The sequence below is a fragment of the Streptomyces sp. YKOK-I1 genome, from assembly GCF_054660435.1.
This window is the reverse complement of record NZ_BAAGDR010000001.1, coordinates 1354806-1371479: the sequence shown is the minus strand read 5'-3', so window position 1 is coordinate 1371479 and position 16674 is coordinate 1354806. Positions and strand designations below refer to the sequence as shown.

The window sequence follows — 16674 nt, the reverse complement described above, 5'->3', positions numbered from 1 at the left end:
TAAAGAGGAATGCCCACTGAACGGACAGTCCTTGACCATCTTGTGAAGGGTAGGCGGCCATGACCATGGTGCGAGCCAGTGCGGAGGACGCCCTGGCGGGAACGCTCCGCGACGGGATCACCATCGCGGTGGGCGGCTTCGGGCTCTCCGGCAACCCCTTCGATCTCATCGAGGCCGTGCGCGACTCGGGCGTACGCGACCTGACGATCGTCTCGAACAACATGGGGATCGACGGGAAGGGCCTCGGGCTGCTCCTGGAGAACAAGCAGGTGTCCAAGGTCGTCGCCTCGTACGTCGGGGAGAACAAGCTGTTCGCCCAGCAGTACCTGGACGAGACGCTGGAGGTCGAGTTCTGCCCCCAGGGCACGCTGGCCGAGCGGCTGCGGGCCGGCGGCGCGGGGATCGCCGGTTTCTACACCCGTACCGGTGTCGGCACGTCGGTGTCGCAGGGCAAGCCCCATGCGGAGTTCGACGGCCGGACCCATGTCCTGGAACGAGGCATCGTCGCGGACCTCGCGCTCGTCCACGCGCACACCGCCGACGCGGCGGGCAACCTGCGCTACCGCCGCACAGCCCGCAATTTCAACCCGCTGGTGGCGACGGCCGGGCGGGTCACGGTGGTCGAGGCCGAAGTGGTGATCGACGGGTACCTGGACCCGGACGACGTGATGACTCCCGGCATCTACGTCGATCACCTGGTCCGGGCCGCCGACCGGCCCAAGGAGATCGAGCGACGCACGGTGAGGCAGCCTGCTTCCGTCGGACAGGAGGTCTGACATGCCCTGGAACAGAGACGAGATGGCAGCCGTCGCCGCGGGCGAACTCAGGGACGGTGACTACGTCAACCTGGGCATCGGTATTCCGACACTGGTGGCCAACCACCTCCCCGAGGGCGTGAACGTGCTGCTGCAGAGTGAGAACGGTCTGCTCGGCATGGGGCCCTTCCCGTACGACGGCGAGGAGGACGCGGACCTGATCAACGCCGGGAAGCAGACGGTCACCGCCGTGCCCGGGGCATCGGTCTTCGACTCCGCCACCAGCTTCGCGATGATCCGGGGCGGTCATGTGGACATCGCGATCCTGGGCGCGCTCCAGGTGTCCGCCACCGGGGATCTCGCCAACTGGACGGTCCCGGGCAGCTTCGTCAAGGGTATGGGCGGCGCCATGGACCTGGTGGCCGGCACCCGCCGGGTGGTCGTGCTCACCGATCACGTGGCGAAGGACGGCTCGCCGAAGATCGTGTCGGAGTGCACGTTGCCCCTCACCGGACTGGGCGTGGTGCACCGGGTCATCACCGATCTCGCCGTCCTCGACGTCACCGCCGGCGGACTGGTTGCGCACCGACTCGCCCCGGGCGTCGGTCTCGACGATCTCCGGGCCGTCACCGGAGCACCTGTGGAGGCGGCGGTCCGATAGGCGGAGAACGCATGCGGAACCGGTGTGACCTGCTGATCACTCCCCGACTTGCGGATCCTCACCGGTGACCGTCCCCCAGGGGCAACCGCACCGGCTCCGCCGAGGCCGGCCCCGAGGCAACGGGACCTGGCCCGCGCCCGAGTACGGAGCGCCGGCCAGGCCGTGCCGACCCCGTGCCGCCGGTCATGTCGCGCGGGAGGCGGCTCTCAGATCCGGTCGCCGGGTTCCCGGGCGAACGTGGCGGCGAGCGTGCGCAGTTGGCGGCGCAGCCAGACGTGCGCCGGGTCGCCGCGGTCGCGGTCAGGGTGCCAGTACATCGTCTCCACGGGGGCGGGCAGCGGCACGGGGGAGGGCAGGATCCGCAGCTGTGCCGAGCTCTCCAGCGCCTCGGCGAGCAGCCGGGGGAGGAACGCGACCATCCGGGTCTCCTGGAGCAGGAGCGGCAGCAGCGTGTAGCTGGATGTCGTGGCCTGCACGGTGTGCGAGATGTCGTGGGCGGCCAGTTCCTGGGCGAGCATGGAACCGACCTGGTCACCGCTGCGGATGGCGTGCTGCAGATGGGGCAGGGACCTCAGGTCCTCCTTGGTGATCCGGTCACCGACGGTCGGATGGTCCTTCCACACGGCGGCGACCAGCTCGTCGGGGAAGAGTCCTTCGTGCGGGAAGTGCCGGATCCGGTGCGCGATGATCGTGTGCATCGGGGCGATGAGCAGGTCGACGTCGTTGTGCTGGAGACGGTCCTCGTAGGTGTCGTCCATCGTCTCGATCCGCAGCGTGGTGCCGGGAGCCCGTTCGGCGAGCACCTCCAGCAGCGGACGCAGCAGCACCATGCCGACGTATTCGCTGGCCTGGATGACGAACGTGCGGTCGCGCAGCCCGGCGTCCGGCAGGACCGGTTCCCTGATGAGATGGTGGATGTCGGCCAGGACCTCGCGGACCGGCCGGACGAGGCTCAGGCCCAGTGGCGTCAGTTGCAGTTCGCGCCCGTGCGCGACGAGCAGCGGGTCGTCGAAGGCCCGTCGCAGCCGGCGCAGCGCGGCGCTGGTCGCGGACTGGGTCAGATGCAACTGCTGTCCCGCACGCGTGACATGACGCTCGGTCAGCAGTGCGTCGAGGATCACGAGCAGGTTCAGATCGAACCGCCGCAGATCGAAGCGCGAGTCCTCCAAGCCACTCCCTTCACGCGGACGGCCCGTCGCCTCGCCGGAGCACCCCTCCACGGCAGACGGAACGACGGGGTCCACACTCGGCTCCGGGACCACCGCCCGGCGAGCCTACCCGAGGAGGCCGTCGCCTCCCGGAGCGGTGGCGCCTCGTAGGGGGGTTCCATGACGCGCGCGGCCACCGCGTCGCTCCGGACGGCCGGACCGCGCCGCACCAGCGCGCGGCACGCATCGCAGGCTGGCTGAGACCCGCACACCGCAGAGCAGCTACCGGCCCTCCGCGGCCCGCCGTATGGCGGCCTTATTCAGGCAGTGAATGACTGGTATGCAGAGAATTCATTTCCCGGATTATCTGATGTGGGTCAGATTAGACACATCGCGATTCGGAAGAACAAGCCAGCGCATTCCAGGGGCGCTTTCGAGTCCGTTTCGTCCGGTGGAAGGGACCGAATTCGTGGACAAGGCCGGCGTGCATGCCGAGGAGACGGCCCCCGGCGTCACGAGGGAGTGTCGTCGAGGGGATGCGGTCCACTGCCCGGAAGCCGGGCGAGAGCCAGGCGCAGAAAGGCCTGGGCGGCGGGCGAGGTCGGCGCCGGGTCGCGGTGGGCGAGCGCCAGCGGGGCGAGTGCCTGCGGGTCTTCGAGGCTTACGACACAGTCGGCGTGGTCGGCGGGAACGACGGCGTCCGCCACCGGACGCGGCACGACGGTCACCCCGATCCCCTCGAGGGCCAGCGAGGCGAGGTCTCCCGCGTTGCGCAGCGCGCACACGCCCCGGCGCCGGGCCCGCGCCCGGTTGAACGCGGCATCGACCTGCATGCGCAGACCGGTGTCCGGAAAGCACTCCAGGAAGCGCTCGTCCGCCAGCTGTCCCAGGCCGGCGGCGCCGGTCCCGCGCAGGCGGTGCTGCCGCCCCACGACGGCCACGAGGGGCACCAGGCGCAGCAGGTGGTACGCGATCCCCGGCGGCAGCTGGTGCTCGTGCAGGGCGACGAGGGCGACGTCGATGTCGCCGGTGAGCAACTGGGTGCCCGCCTCCGCCCCGTCGACGTCGAAGAGCGTGAACTCGACCGCGGGAAACGACTCCTGGTACTCGCGCAGCAGGCCGAGCTGGTCGAGATTGCCGGCCGTGAGCGTCACCGCGCCGAAGCGCAGCCGTCCCCGCACGGGTCCGTCGAACGAGGCGATCTCGGCGTGCATCTCCTGCACCGCGGTGAGCACCCGCCGGGCGCAGGCGACGAACGTCTGGCCGGCGGGTGTCAGCCGCACACTGCGGCTCGTGCGCTCGAACAGCAGCGTCCCGACCTCGCGTTCCAGCTGGGAGATCTGATGGCTGAGCCCGGACTGGCCGATCCGGCAGCGCGTCGCGGCACGGGTGAAGTTGAGCTCGTCCGCGATGGCCACCGCGTACTCCATCTGCCGCAGATCCATCGAAGACTCCGATCATTTCATGCATGTTTCAGTGTTGGACGTTGCGAGCGAAGGAAGAGCAGTATGGCTGGTAAGAGCCGCCCCCTCGGGGTCTGAATCCCGCGCGGGAAGGGGATCCTCGGCGCTCATCCATCACATTCTTCGTTTGATCCAACCTTGCCATAGGGGAGAGAACCATGGCCACTGCAACGACGCAGCCCGACGGCACGCCCGGCCGGGAGCCCGTGGGAACCCAGCCGCCCCCGGAGACCATGCAGTTCCCGGACACACCGAAGTTCCGCGGGTTCTTCGCCCCGTCGCGGATCGAGGCGGACGTGTACGACCTGGAGGTCGAGGGCCGTATACCCCCGGAGCTGTCCGGCGCCTTCTACCGCGCCGCCGCCGACACCCAGTACCCGCCGCGGTTCCCGAACGACGTGTACATCAACGGCGACGGCATGATCCACATGGTGCGGTTCGAGAACGGGCACGCCGACCTGAAGACCCGGTACGTCCGCACCCAGCGCTTCGAGCTCGAACGCCAGGCCCGCCAGGCGCTGTTCGGCGCCTACCGCAATCCCTACACCGACGACCCGTCCGTGGCCGGCATCGACGACGGCAACGCCAACACCTCGATCATCTGGCACGCGGGCAAGCTGCTCGCGCTCAAGGAGGCGGCGCTCCCGTACGAACTGGACCCGGTGACCCTGCAGACGCGCGGCATCCACGACTTCTCCGGCCAGATCCCCGGGCGTACCTTCACCGCCCACCCCAAGCACGACCCGCGCACCGGCGAGCTGATCGCCTTCGCGTACAACGCCAGCGGCCTGCCCGACAAGCAGATCCATATCTACGAGATCTCCGCCGAGGGCAAGGTCACCCGCTCCCAGACCTTCGAGGTGCCGTACTCCTCGATGGTCCACGACTGGCTGGTGACCCGGGACCACTTCGTCTTCACCATCTCGCCCATGGTCGCCGACCCGGAGCAACTGCGGAACGAGGCCCAGTACTTCGTCTGGGACCCGAACAAGGAGACCTACGTCGCGATCATCCCCCGCGACGAGGGCGTGAGCGGCATCAAGTGGTTCCGCAGCGAGCAGCTCATGGAGACGCACTCGCTCAACGCCTGGACCGACGGCGACACCCTGGTGGCCGACCACTTCACCACCAAGTCGGGCTGGTTCTCCCAGTTCCCGAAGACGACCGTCGGCCTGCTGCCCGAGCAGCCCCCGTTCCTGCACCGCTGGACCTTCGACCTCACCCAGGGCGCCGCCCACTGGGACGACGCGGTGGACACCTACCGCAGTGAGCAGCTCCTCGCCTCGCCCGGCGACATGCCCCGCGTCGACCCCCGCGTGCTGATGGAGAAGAACCGGCACGCCTGGGTGGGCGGCTTCCACCCCGACCTGCCGAAGGGCGAACTCGGACCGATGGGCCCGCCCTTCAACTCCGTCATCCACCGGGACGACGCCACGGGCGCGACGGCCTTCTGGGCGCCCAGCGAGCACTCCGCCCCCGAGGAGCCGGTGTTCGTGCCGAAGTCGGCCGACTCCGGCGAGGGCGAGGGCTACCTGCTGGTGCTGGTCGGCCGACGCGACCAGTCCCGCCACGACCTGGTCGTCCTCGACGCCCTCGACATCGCCGCCGGCCCCGTCGCCACGGTGAAGATCCCCTTCCGGCTCCGGTACGGCTTCCACGGCACCTGGGTCCCCGACAGTGAACTGCGGAAGTGAGACCTGCCATGCGACTCACCAGGTGCGGACACGCGTGTGTACGGCTGGAGCGGGACGGTGTGGTCATCGTCGTGGACCCCGGCAACTACACCGACCCGGACGTCTTCGACGGCGCCCACGCGGTGCTCGTGACCCATGAGCACGTGGACCACTTCTACGAGCCCGCCCTGCGCGCGGCGGCCGACGCGGATCCCAGGCTGCGGATCTGGGCCAACCGGTCCGTGGCGGGCCGGCTCGACGGGCTGGGCGGACGGGTGACCGTGGTCGGGGACGGGGACACCTTCGACATCGAGGGCGTGAGGGTCGAGGCGCACGGCGAACTCCACGCGCCCACCCATCCGGACCTCCCGCAGGTCACCAACGTCGGCTTCCTCGTGGACGGGACGGTCTTCCACCCGGGCGACGCGTTCACCGTGCCCGCGCGTCCGGTGGACACGCTCCTGCTGCCTGTCCACGGACCGTGGTCCAAGATCGGCGAACTCATCGACTACGTCCGCGAGGTCGCACCCCGCCAGGCGCTGTCCATTCACGACGGGGCGCTCAGCGACACCGGAAACGCCCAGGTGGACACGTTGCTCGGCCTGGGCCTGCGGGACGCGGCCGCCGACTACGCGCGCGCGGCCACCGGAGCCGGGATCGAACTCGCCTGATGTCCATGTCACTCAACCACCAAGGAACGGAGGCCCGCCATGGGATGGCTCGGGCTTGAGGAACGGCGCACCCTCGTCATGGGAGCCGGAGGACTGGGCACCGCCTGCATCCAGGCACTCGCGGAGGCCGGGGCACGGCTCGTGGTCGTCGACGCCGACGAGGCCCGGCTGAAGCACCTGTGCGAGGACCCGGTCCTGGCGGACGCCGGGATACGGACCCTCGCCGCGGATCTGACCACCTCCGAGGAGTGCGAGCGGGCGGTCACCACGGCGCACGCCGAACTGGGCGGACTGGACGTCCTGGTGCACGCCGTGGGCACGAACGACCGCCGCCCCGTGGTGGACACACCGGACGAGGTGTGGGAACGGATCGTCACCCTGAACCTGTCCAGCGCGTTCTGGACCGGGCGGGCCGCGGGCCGGCTGATGCGGGAGTCCGGCGGCAGCATGGTCTTCTTCTCGTCCGTCTCCTCCCGCCTCGCCCACCTCCACCACGCCCCGTACGCGGCCTCCAAGGGCGGCCTGGACCAGCTGATGAAGGTCATGGCCCGCGAGTGGGCCGCCGACGGCGTCACGGTCAACGCGGTGGCCCCCGGCTACACCGAGACCGAACTGACCAGCGCCTACCTGGCCAAGCCCGGCATGCGCGAGCAGATGACCGGCCTCGTCCCCGCCGGGCGGCTCGGCACCCCCGAGGACGTGGCGGGTGCCGTGCTGTTCCTCGCCTCCGCCCGGGCGTCCTTCGTCACCGGGCAGGTCCTCTACGTAGACGGCGGCCGCACGCTCGTCTGACGCCCTGCTCACCGGAAGGAACACGCGTATGACCGTCAGACTGGCCGGGTTGCCGCCCGGAGAGCTGAACGACGAGCAGGCCGAGGTCTACCGGGCCATCACCGGCGGACCCCGCGCGGCCGGACCCCAGGCGTTCGCCCTGACCGACGACGAGGGCCGGCTGCGGGGCCCGTTCAACGCCATGCTGCTCAGCCCGCCCCTGGGACACGCCGTCCAGGCGGTCGGGGCGGCGGTGCGCTACGAGTCGGTCCTGCCCGACCGCCTGCGCGAACTGGCGATCCTGGCCGTCGCCGCCGAGTGGGGGAGCGCCTTCGAACGCGAGGCCCATGAGGCGGTCGGCCGCAACTGCGGCCTCACCGAAGCCGAGATGGGCGCCCTGCGCGCCGGCCGGCTGCCGGATCTTGCCGACCCGGACGAGCGTACGGCCCTCAGGGCGGCCGTCGCGCTGACCCGGGCCGGCACCCTGAGCGACCGGGAGTACTACGACACGGTGGCCGCCTGGGGAGAGCGCGGCCTGTTCGAACTCACCACGCTGGTCGGCTACTACGCCCTCCTGGCCCTCCAGTTGCGGGTGTTCGCCGGGGAAGGACCTCCCGCCGGCCGGCCCGGGGCCGTCACCCACCTCTCACTCCACTCCGAAAGCGGGACATCATGAAACTGGTCACCTTCGACGACGGACGCGTCGGCAGGCTGGAACTGGAGGAGCGCCTCGTGCTCCCCCTGGAGACCGCCTCGACCCGCGAGTACTTCGAGCGCGACGGACAGGTCGGGGAGACCGGCGAGCGCCTCGCCCTGGACGACGTCCGCCTGCGGGCGCCGATCGTGCCGAAGAAGTTCTTCCACACCTCGGGCAACTTCCGTGAGCACGAGGACGAGTCGAAGAACGTCGACTGGTCCCACCCCATGCACAAGGGCATCGTCTTCTTCCAGAACGTGGACGCGATCGTCGGCCCCGACGAGCCCGTCATCCACCCCGAACACCTCACGAGCGAGCTGGACTACGAGCTGGAGATCGCCGTCGTCATCGGCAAGCCGGGGAAGTTCTTCGGCGTGGACGACGCCCCCGACCACATCGCCGGATACGTCGTCTTCAACGACATCACCGCCCGCGACATCCAGCGCAAGGAGATGGAGTCCGGGGTCTTCTCCTTCTGCAAGGCCATCGACACCTTCTGCCCCGTCGGTCCGTACATCGTGACCGCCGACGAGATCCCCGACGCCCAGAACCTCGACATGGAGCTGCGGGTCAACGGTGTGGTGCGGCAGAAGTCCAACACCAGCCGGATGTCGGTCTCCATCCCGCACCTGGTCGCCTACCACTCCCCGCAGGGCTACAGCGCCGGCGACCTGATCACCACCGGCACCGTCCAGGGCGTCGCGGGCTTCAGCGGCGACCCGGAGATGTACCTCAAGCCCGGTGACGTCATCGAGGCCGAGGTGGAGCGCCTCGGCGTGCTGCGCAACCGCATCGTCAGCTGGACCGAGGGCCACGGCACGCCCGTACCGGAGAAGGTGGACTGGTGAGGCTCGGAGTTCTCGACGGCCGCGCGGTCCTGATCCGCGGCGACCGCGCCGCGGGTGTCCGCGTGGCCTCCAGGGGACGGCTGCCCTCCGACCCGATGGAGTTGCTGGAGCAGTGGGACATGCTGCGGGTGCTGGAGGCGAGCCTGTCCGACGAGGCGTACGACATCGAGGTCGACCCGGATGCTCTCGGGGCCCCCGTGCCGCGTCCCCGGCAGGTGTTCGCGGTCGCCCTCAACTACCCGCCGCACGCCGCCGAGGCCGGCTTCACCCCGCCCGACGAGCCCTTGGTGTTCACCAAGTTCCCGACCTGTCTGACCGGCCCGCGCACCACCGTCGAGCTGCCCGAGGGCAAGGTCGACTGGGAGGCCGAACTGGTCGCGGTGATCGGCCGGCACGCCCATCGGGTGTCCGGGGAACGGGCCTGGGAGGCGGTCGCCGGGCTCACCATCGGCCAGGACCTGTCCGAGCGGGTCTCTCAACTCCAGGGAAAACCGGCTCAGTTCAGCCTCGGGAAGTCGTTTCCCGGCTTCGGTCCGACCGGCCCGGTCCTCGTCACCCCGGACGAGTTCGACGACCCGGACGACCTGGAGATCACCGCTCTGCTCAACGGTGAGGTCGTCCAGCACGACCGGACCAAGTCCATGATCTTCCCGGTCCCCGAACTCGTCGCGCGCCTGTCCGCCGTCGTCCCTCTGCTCCCGGGCGACCTCGTCTTCGCCGGCACTCCCGCCGGCGTGGGAAACCGCCGCACCCCGCCCCGCTACCTCACCGAGGGCGATGAACTGGTCACCCGGATCGAGGGCATCGGCGAGATCCGCCAGCACTTCACCGCCGTACACCCTTGAAGGGACACACCATGACCCAGCAGAGCATGCCCCGCCGCTTCGAGGGCCGAACCGTCCTCGTCACCGGGGCGGGCACCGGCTTCGGCGCCGAGATCGCCGTACGGGCCGCGCAGGAAGGAGCGCGGGTGGCCGTCCACTACCGCAGCTCGGCAGCCGGTGCGGAGAAGACCGTCGCCCGCGTCAAGGAGATCGGCGAGGACGCCTTCACCGTGCAGGCGGACATCACCGGCCACCAGGATATCCAGCGGATGGCCGACGAGGTGTTCACCCGCTTCGGCGGCCTGGACGTCCTGGTCAACAACGTCGGAGACGTGGCCCGCGAGCAGATGTCCTGGCGCGACGTGACCGAGGAGTCCATCGACCACGTCCTCGCCGTCGACATCAAGGGCACCATGCTCTGCGTGCACGAGTTCGGCGCCCGGATGCTGGACCAGGGCCACGGCGCGATCGTCAACATCGGCTCCACCGTCATCGTCCGCGGCAGCGCGCGGGCCCCGCAGTACGCCGCCGCCAAGTACGGCCTGCTCGGCATCACCAAGTCCTACGCGCAGGCGTTCGCCCCCGCGGTGCGGGTCAACACGTTCGCGCCCGGATTCATCGAGACCGAGGCCACCCTCACCCGGCAGGACTGGAAGTCCGGCCGCCGGGAGGAGTTGATCTCCAAGACGCCGCTGGGCCGCATCCCCGGTCCCGCCGAGCTGGCCGGCACGGCCCTCTTCCTGGCCACCGACGACGCTTCCCACATGACCGGCGCCTATCTGAACGCCGACGGCGGATTCAACATGATCGGCGCCTGACGACCGGGCAACGGGACAACCCCCCTTTTTTTGACGAAGGCAGATGACACCATGACGATCAATCGCAGTCTCCTGATCGGTGGCAAGGAGATCCCCGCCGCGTCCGGCCGGACCACCGCCGATCCCAACCCCTGGACGGGCGAGGTGTTCGCCAGCGTCGCCGCCGCCGGTCCGGAGGACGTCCGCGCCGCGGTGGACGCGGCGGACGCCGCCTTCGCCGAGTGGGCCGCGCTCGCGCCCTTCGCCCGGCGGAAGATCTTCGCGGACGCCGCCACGCTCATGGAGCAGCGCGTCGAACTCGCCGTGGAGGCGATGGCCGGCGAGGCCGGCGGGACCCGGCTGTGGTCGATGTTCAACGTCATGGTCGCCGCGAACTTCCTGCGCGAGGCCGCCGCGGCGATCACCGCCCCGCGCGGGGACGTGCTCACCACCCAGGAGGCGGGCGGGCTGAGCCTGGCCGTCCGTGAACCGCTCGGCGTCGTCGCCGCGTTCGCGCCATGGAACGCACCGGTCATCCTCGGCACCCGCGCGGTCGCCGCCGCGCTCGCCGCGGGCAACACCGTCGTGGTCAAGGCCAGCGAGGACGCCCCGATCGCCTGCGCCCTGCTCGTCGCCGACGTACTGCGCGAGGCCGGGCTGCCCGACGGGGTCCTCAACGTCATCACCAACGACAAGGCGGACGCCGCCGAGATCGCCGAGACGCTGATAGCCGACCCGCGCGTGCGCGCCGTCAACTTCACCGGCTCGACCGGCGTCGGACGGATCATCGGCACCCTCGCCGCCCGCCACCTCAAGCCGGCCGTGCTCGAACTCGGCGGGAAGAACTCCGTGGTCGTGCTGGAGGATGCCGACCTCGACCACGCCGTGAACGCCGCCGCGTTCGCCGCGTTCATGAACTCCGGCCAGATCTGCATGTGCGCCGACCGCATCCTGGTGCACGCCTCCCTGGCCGAGGAGTTCACCCGGCGGTTCACCGCGAAGGTCGCCGCCCTGCCGAGCGGCGACCCGGGTCTGCCCGCCACCGTCGTCGGCCCGCTCGTCGACCAGGCGGCCGCGCAACGCGTCGCCGGCCTCGTCGCGGACGCGAGGGCACGAGGCGCGCGGGTGCTCACCGGAGGCGGTGCGCCCGAGGGCGCCCTGTATCCGGCGACGGTCCTGACCGATGTCCCCGAGGACGCGGCACTGCACCACACGGAGGCCTTCGGCCCCGTGGTCGTCATCAGGTCGTTCGAGGACGACGACGAAGCCGTGGCGCTGGCCAACGACACCGAGCACGGTCTCAGCTGCGGCGTCATCACCGAGAACGCCACCCATGGCCTGAAGGTGGCCCGTCGTATCCGCACCGGCATCGTCCATGTCGGCGACCAGTCGGTCGGGGACGAACCCCAAGCCCCCTTCGGTGGTTTCGCGGCCTCCGGTTACGGCCGGTTCGGCGGGCGGTGGGGCATCGAGTCCTTCTCCAACACGCGTTGGGTCACCGTCTCCACGGAGCAGCCGCACTACCCCTTCTGAGTACTCCAAGGGCACGCTCACCGGGGTCCGACCCTCCTCGACGGCGCCCCTGCGACACCACGTCGCAGCGGGCGTCGGCCCCCACCGGGCCTGAGCCGTCGGCGGCGCGGGGAGGTGCACGCGGACCGGCAGCAGTGCCGCGCCGGATTCCTCCAGCGGTGTGCCGAACTCCCTCCCGACGGCCGTGCCGAGGTGGATGGGGGTCCCGATCAGTTCGATGTGCTGCCGGACGGCGCGGACGGCGTCTGTTCGCGGTGCGCCGCGAGAAGCCGGCGCAGGGCCGCGGTGCCTTCCTCGGTGCGCCGTGGATCGCCCGAGGTGACCTGGTGGAAGACGAGGCCCTCCAGGGCGGCGAAGACGATTTCCACCAGGTCCTGCGAGACGCCGAAGCGGGTCAGCGCCTCGCTGACGGCCGTGCGGTAGGCGTCGTAGAGGGCGTCGACGTGCCGCCGCAGTTCGGGTGTGCGTCCGGCTTCGAGTTTCAGTTCGTACTGAAAGGCCTGCAGATCCGGGTCTGCGCCGACGAATGCGGGCAGTGTGGCGGCGAAGTCCTCCAGCCGCCCGCTGGCCGGGACCAGCGACGACGTCTCGATACTGCGTGTGACGGCCCAGCCGAGGGCCTCCTCGAGCAGGGCGTCGCGCGAACCGAAATGGTGGACGACCAGCCCGTGGGTCACTCCGGCCTCGGCGGCGACGGACCGGTACGTCAGCTTGCGCAGGCCCCCACGGGCCACGACCCTGACGGCCGCCTCCAGCAGTGCGTCCCGCCCCTTTCCGTACCCGGGCCGGGCATCCTGAGCGGCCTGATGCGCGGCCTTGGTCACGGCTGTCATGCGCCCCCCTGTCGGTTCGGGTCCGTACTGCCAGGGCGAATCTATCCTATTGACAAGTTATCCGTTTGGATAGATGCTCGGTCGCGCCTCACTTCCTCCGCCTCCCTGGAGTTCCCATGGCCGTGCCCGAAGGACTGCGCAGCACCCCGTTCGCCCCGCGCTACGAAGACCGTGTCGAGGAGTGGATCGACGTCTACGGCCACGCGGTGCCGCTGGCCATCGGTGATCCGGCCGAGGAGTACGAGGCCATCCGCACGGCGGCCGGCGCCTCGGAGTACTCGATGCTCTACAAGTGGCATGTCGAGGGCGAGGGCGCGGTCGCGACGGCCGACGCGGTCTTCTCGCGCAGTGTCCGCTCCATCGCCACCGGGCGCATCGCGTACGGGGTCGTCGTCGATGCCGACGGGTTCATGCTCGACGACGTGACCGTGGGCGTGCTCGCGCCCGACCACGTGGTCGTCACCGGCGGCAACCCCGCCACCCAGGAGGCGCTGGCCGCGCACGCCCCCGCCGGCACCACCGTCACCGAGCGCCGTGACGAGGTCGCGGTGCTGACCCTGCAGGGGCCGCGCAGTCGCGAGGTCCTCGCGCGCCTCACCCACGCCGACGTCTCCCCTGAGGCCTTCCCCTACTACGCGCTTCTCCAGAACACGCTCGTCGCGGGCGTCGCCGCGCAGGTCGGCCGACTCGGATTCACCGCCGAGCTCGGCTACGAGATCCAGGTGCCGCGCGAGTCGGCGCTGCACCTGTGGGACGCGGTCCTGGAGGCCGGTGCGGACCTCGGCGTCAAGCCCTTCGGCGCCGCCGCCCTCCTGACCTGCCGTACCGAGGCCGGAATGATCATGGGGGAGCTGGAGTACGACCACACCGTCACCCCCTTCGAGTGCCGGATGGGCTGGGCCGTCGACTTCGACAAGGGCCCGTTCCAGGGCCGGGACGCGCTGCTCGCCAAGAAGGACGGCGCGACGGGGCGCGTCGTCAGCGTCGTCGTGGACGCCGCTCCCGAGAGCGCCGAGGGCGCCCGTCTGGAGCTGGACGGCCGGGACATCGGCCACATCACCATGGCCGTGCCCTCGCCCGCGCTCGACGGCGCCACGCTGGGGCTCGCCCGGGTGCACCGCGACGCGGTGAAGTCCGGCACCGCCCTGACCGCGGTGTCCGCCGACGGCTCCAAGGCCGACGCCACCGTCCGGCCCACGCCCGTGTACGACCCCGAGCGCGCCCGTGTGCGGGCCTGAGCAGAAGAAGGACACCGCAGCCATGCAGCGCCACATCCTGACCCTGTCCTGCCCCGACCAGCCGGGCATCGTCCACGCCCTGTCCGGAGCCGTCGCCGAGGCCAAGGGCAACATCCTGGAGAGCGCCCAGTTCTCCGACCCCGGCACCGGCACCTTCACCATCCGGGTGCTCCTGGAGACGCCCGGGGCCGACCCCGAGGGCCTGCGTGACGAACTCTCCCTGCGGCTGTCCCGGTTCGACCCCGTGCTGACCCTGCGGCCGGAGGAGCAGCGCCGCCGGGCCCTGCTCATGGTGTCGAAGTTCGACCACTGTCTGGTCGACCTGCTCTACCGGTGGAACCTGGGCGAACTGCCCGTCGACATCCCGCTCATCGTCTCCAACCACCCCGATCTCGCCCCGATCGCCGAGCGCTACGGCATCCCGCTCGTCCACCTCCCGGTCACCCGCGACACCAAGCCCGAGGCCGAGGCGGAACTGCTGCGCCTGGTCGCCGAGCACGAGGTCGACTTCGTCGTCCTCGCCCGCTACATGCAGGTCCTCTCCGACGACCTGTGCCGCAGGCTGTCCGGCCGGGTCATCAACATCCACCACTCCTTCCTGCCGGGCTTCAAGGGCGCCAAGCCCTACCACCAGGCCCACGAGCGAGGGGTCAAGCTCATCGGCGCCACCGCCCACTTCGTCACCGCCGACCTGGACGAGGGCCCGATCATCGAGCAGGACGTGGTCCGCGTGGCACACCGCCACACGGCGCCGGAACTGGTCGCCATCGGCCGTGACGTCGAACGGATCGTGCTCGCCCGGGCCGTGCGGCTGCACGCCGAGGACCGGGTCGTCCTGACCGGCTCGCGCACCGTCGTCTTCGCCTGATCCGGGAGGTACGTACGACCATGACCACCGCGACGCTGCTCGACGGCAAGGCCGCCGCAGCCGCCATCAAGCGTGAACTCACCGTCCGGGTCGAGGAGTTGAAGGCCCAGGGGATCACCCCCGGCCTCGGTACCATCCTGGTCGGCGACGACCCCGCCAGCCACTCCTACGTGGGCGGCAAGCACCGCGACTGCGCCCAGGTCGGCATCGCGTCGATCCGTGTCGAACTGCCCGCCGCGGCCACCCAGGCCGACGTCGAGGTCGCGGTGCTCGGACTCAACGCGGACCCCGCCTGCACCGGCTTCATCGTCCAGCTCCCGCTGCCGGCCCACATCGACACCCACGCCGTCCTGGAGCTCGTCGACCCCGCCAAGGACGCCGACGGGCTCCACCCCACGAGCCTGGGGCGCCTCGTCCTGGGCATCCCGGGACCGCTGCCGTGCACACCGCGCGGCATCATCGACCTGCTGCGCCGCCACCAGGTGCCCATCACGGGACGGCAGTTCTGCGTCATCGGCTGCGGGATCACGGTGGGCCGTCCGCTCGGCCTGATGCTGACCCGCAGCACCGAGCACGCCACCGTGACCCTGTGCCACGAGGCGACCCAGGACGTCGCGGCCCACACCCGCGTCGCCGACGTGGTGGTGGCCGCGGCCGGCGTGGCCCACCTCGTCAAGCCCGACTGGATCAAGCCGGGGGCCACCGTCCTGTCGGTGGGCATCACCCGGACCGTGGAGGGCATCCTCGGGGACGTCCACCCGGACGTGGACCGGGTCGCCGGCACGCTGGCCCCTCCGGTGGGCGGTGTGGGGCCGATGACCCGGGCCATGCTGCTCACCAACATCGTGGAAGCCGCCGAACGCGGCTGACACCGTCATCGCCGCCTCCGGGCCGACCAGGACAGCGATCGGCCCGGTGACGGGACTGGCCCCGTGGCTCCCGCTCCATCAGCGCGGGTCCCGGCCCGGGGCCGCCCAGCCGTACGCACGCCTACACGCGGCTCCAGTAGGCGTAGCGCTCGACGGGATCGCCGTCGTGCTCCCACGGCCAGGAGGTGACCAGCCCGTCCGTCGCCGCGAAGACGGCGGCCGCGTCGGTGCGCCGCACCGCCCTGGCCAGGGCGTAGGCGAGCAACCCCAGGTCCGCCACGGCATCGGCGTGACGAAGGCGTCCGGGAGGCAGCCACTGCGCCAGCGCCTGGTCGAGCAGGACGGTCACGTGCGGCTGGGACCAGTAGTGGTTCGCCCCCAGCGCCTGGATGCCGCCGCCGTCCAGGTCGCGGTGGTACTGCCGTACGGCCGCCGTGAGCGGCAGACCGGCGGTCGGCGTGCCGGGCGGCATGACGGCGATGATGTCGTCCAGGAACTCCCGTACCGCGGCCTGGCTGCCCTGCTCCTCCGGGGAGAGATACCCGAGGATCTGCAGGTGGGCCGTCCGGTGCCAGGAGTCACGGGCCCTGATCTCCTCCCACAGGGACGCCAGTTCCGTCCGGGGCCGTCCCAGCGACCGCATGGCGGCCAGCGCCGCGACCCAGGGAGTGGGGTCGGCCGGGTGGGCCGCGGCGGCGAGACGGCACGTCGCCAGCGCCGCCCATGGATCGGTGGCCAGTTCCGACCAGGCGTGCAGGACGAGCGCGTCCGGGTTGCCCGGTCGTCTCGCCCGCCAGCCGCGGGCCAGCGCGGGAGCGGACCGTGCGAGTACGGCGACGCGGTGACAGCGGCGGTCCCAGTCGTCCCCGGTTTCCTTCAGCAGCTGCTCGACCTGGGCGATGGCGAGGTCCTGCGGGCCGGGGCCCCGGGAGGAGACGACGCCGCGCAGGACGCGGCCGAGCGCGGTGTCGTCGAGCTCCGGGGCCAGGCGGGGCCCTTTCCTCTTTCCGAAGAGTGCCATGGCG

At 70.9% G+C, this 16674-nt stretch carries 17 protein-coding genes; 13 read left to right on the top strand and 4 right to left on the bottom strand.

Annotation, left to right across the window (positions count from 1 at the left end):
* Positions 1-59 precede the first annotated feature (59 nt).
* Both ACYQ8Q_RS05560 and ACYQ8Q_RS05555 read left to right on the top strand, forming a co-directional pair.
* Positions 60-776, top strand: coding sequence for a CoA transferase subunit A (locus ACYQ8Q_RS05560; protein ID WP_460062471.1), 717 nt, complete (start codon positions 60-62; stop codon positions 774-776).
* Between the two features lies 1 nt (position 777).
* Complete coding sequence (locus ACYQ8Q_RS05555) at positions 778-1416, top strand: CoA transferase subunit B (RefSeq protein ID WP_460062469.1); 639 nt, start codon at positions 778-780, stop codon at positions 1414-1416.
* Between the two features lie 206 nt (positions 1417-1622).
* Here the strand turns inward: ACYQ8Q_RS05555 and ACYQ8Q_RS05550 are convergent, their stop codons facing one another.
* Entirely contained in the window at positions 1623-2585 is a 963-nt protein-coding gene (locus ACYQ8Q_RS05550) for a LysR family transcriptional regulator (protein WP_460062467.1), read from the bottom strand.
* A gap of 491 nt (positions 2586-3076) precedes the next feature.
* Complete coding sequence (locus ACYQ8Q_RS05545; RefSeq protein ID WP_460062465.1) at positions 3077-4009, bottom strand: LysR family transcriptional regulator; 933 nt, start codon at positions 4007-4009, stop codon at positions 3077-3079.
* Positions 4010-4185: 176 nt separating this feature from the next.
* Here ACYQ8Q_RS05545 and ACYQ8Q_RS05540 point away from each other — a divergent pair, with 176 nt between their 5' ends.
* Genes ACYQ8Q_RS05540 through ACYQ8Q_RS05505 form a run of 8 tightly spaced genes read left to right on the top strand, consistent with a single transcriptional unit; the run spans position 4186 to position 11841 of the window.
* Positions 4186-5721: a carotenoid oxygenase family protein gene (locus ACYQ8Q_RS05540; RefSeq protein WP_460062463.1), complete on the top strand. Its 1536-nt coding sequence runs from the start codon at positions 4186-4188 to the stop codon at positions 5719-5721.
* 8 nt (positions 5722-5729) lie between these two features.
* Positions 5730-6371 (top strand): MBL fold metallo-hydrolase, encoded by a 642-nt coding sequence (locus ACYQ8Q_RS05535; RefSeq protein ID WP_460062462.1) that lies wholly within the window; start codon positions 5730-5732, stop codon positions 6369-6371.
* A 39-nt stretch (positions 6372-6410) separates the two neighbouring features.
* A complete protein-coding gene (locus ACYQ8Q_RS05530) occupies positions 6411-7163 on the top strand; it encodes an SDR family NAD(P)-dependent oxidoreductase (protein WP_460062460.1) in 753 nt (250 codons plus the stop codon).
* Between the two features lie 28 nt (positions 7164-7191).
* On the top strand, positions 7192-7818 hold the full coding sequence (locus ACYQ8Q_RS05525; RefSeq protein WP_460062458.1) for a carboxymuconolactone decarboxylase family protein: 627 nt from the start codon (positions 7192-7194) through the stop codon (positions 7816-7818).
* Positions 7815-8687, top strand: coding sequence for a fumarylacetoacetate hydrolase family protein (locus tag ACYQ8Q_RS05520; protein ID WP_460062455.1), 873 nt, complete (start codon positions 7815-7817; stop codon positions 8685-8687). The genes ACYQ8Q_RS05525 and ACYQ8Q_RS05520 overlap by 4 nt, the downstream gene beginning before the upstream one ends.
* Positions 8684-9532 (top strand): fumarylacetoacetate hydrolase family protein, encoded by an 849-nt coding sequence (locus ACYQ8Q_RS05515; RefSeq protein WP_460062452.1) that lies wholly within the window; start codon positions 8684-8686, stop codon positions 9530-9532. Before ACYQ8Q_RS05520 ends, ACYQ8Q_RS05515 begins: the two co-directional genes overlap by 4 nt.
* 11 nt (positions 9533-9543) lie before the next feature.
* Complete coding sequence (locus ACYQ8Q_RS05510; RefSeq protein ID WP_460062451.1) at positions 9544-10329, top strand: SDR family NAD(P)-dependent oxidoreductase; 786 nt, start codon at positions 9544-9546, stop codon at positions 10327-10329.
* Positions 10330-10380: 51 nt separating this feature from the next.
* A complete protein-coding gene (locus ACYQ8Q_RS05505; RefSeq protein WP_460062450.1) occupies positions 10381-11841 on the top strand; it encodes an aldehyde dehydrogenase family protein in 1461 nt (486 codons plus the stop codon).
* Between the two features lie 209 nt (positions 11842-12050).
* On the opposite strand, the gene ACYQ8Q_RS05500 is transcribed toward ACYQ8Q_RS05505, so the two are convergent.
* Complete coding sequence (locus ACYQ8Q_RS05500; RefSeq protein ID WP_460062449.1) at positions 12051-12674, bottom strand: TetR/AcrR family transcriptional regulator; 624 nt, start codon at positions 12672-12674, stop codon at positions 12051-12053.
* A gap of 116 nt (positions 12675-12790) precedes the next feature.
* Here ACYQ8Q_RS05500 and ACYQ8Q_RS05495 point away from each other — a divergent pair, with 116 nt between their 5' ends.
* Genes ACYQ8Q_RS05495 through ACYQ8Q_RS05485 form a run of 3 tightly spaced genes read left to right on the top strand, consistent with a single transcriptional unit; the run spans position 12791 to position 15649 of the window.
* A complete protein-coding gene (locus ACYQ8Q_RS05495; protein WP_460062447.1) occupies positions 12791-13912 on the top strand; it encodes an aminomethyltransferase family protein in 1122 nt (373 codons plus the stop codon).
* A 22-nt stretch (positions 13913-13934) separates the two neighbouring features.
* Positions 13935-14780, top strand: coding sequence for a formyltetrahydrofolate deformylase (gene purU / locus ACYQ8Q_RS05490; protein ID WP_460062445.1), 846 nt, complete (start codon positions 13935-13937; stop codon positions 14778-14780).
* Positions 14781-14800: 20 nt separating this feature from the next.
* Positions 14801-15649, top strand: coding sequence for a bifunctional methylenetetrahydrofolate dehydrogenase/methenyltetrahydrofolate cyclohydrolase (locus ACYQ8Q_RS05485; protein ID WP_460062444.1), 849 nt, complete (start codon positions 14801-14803; stop codon positions 15647-15649).
* Between the two features lie 121 nt (positions 15650-15770).
* Here the strand turns inward: ACYQ8Q_RS05485 and ACYQ8Q_RS05480 are convergent, their stop codons facing one another.
* Positions 15771-16670 (bottom strand): hypothetical protein, encoded by a 900-nt coding sequence (locus tag ACYQ8Q_RS05480; protein ID WP_460062442.1) that lies wholly within the window; start codon positions 16668-16670, stop codon positions 15771-15773.
* Positions 16671-16674: the final 4 nt, after the last annotated feature.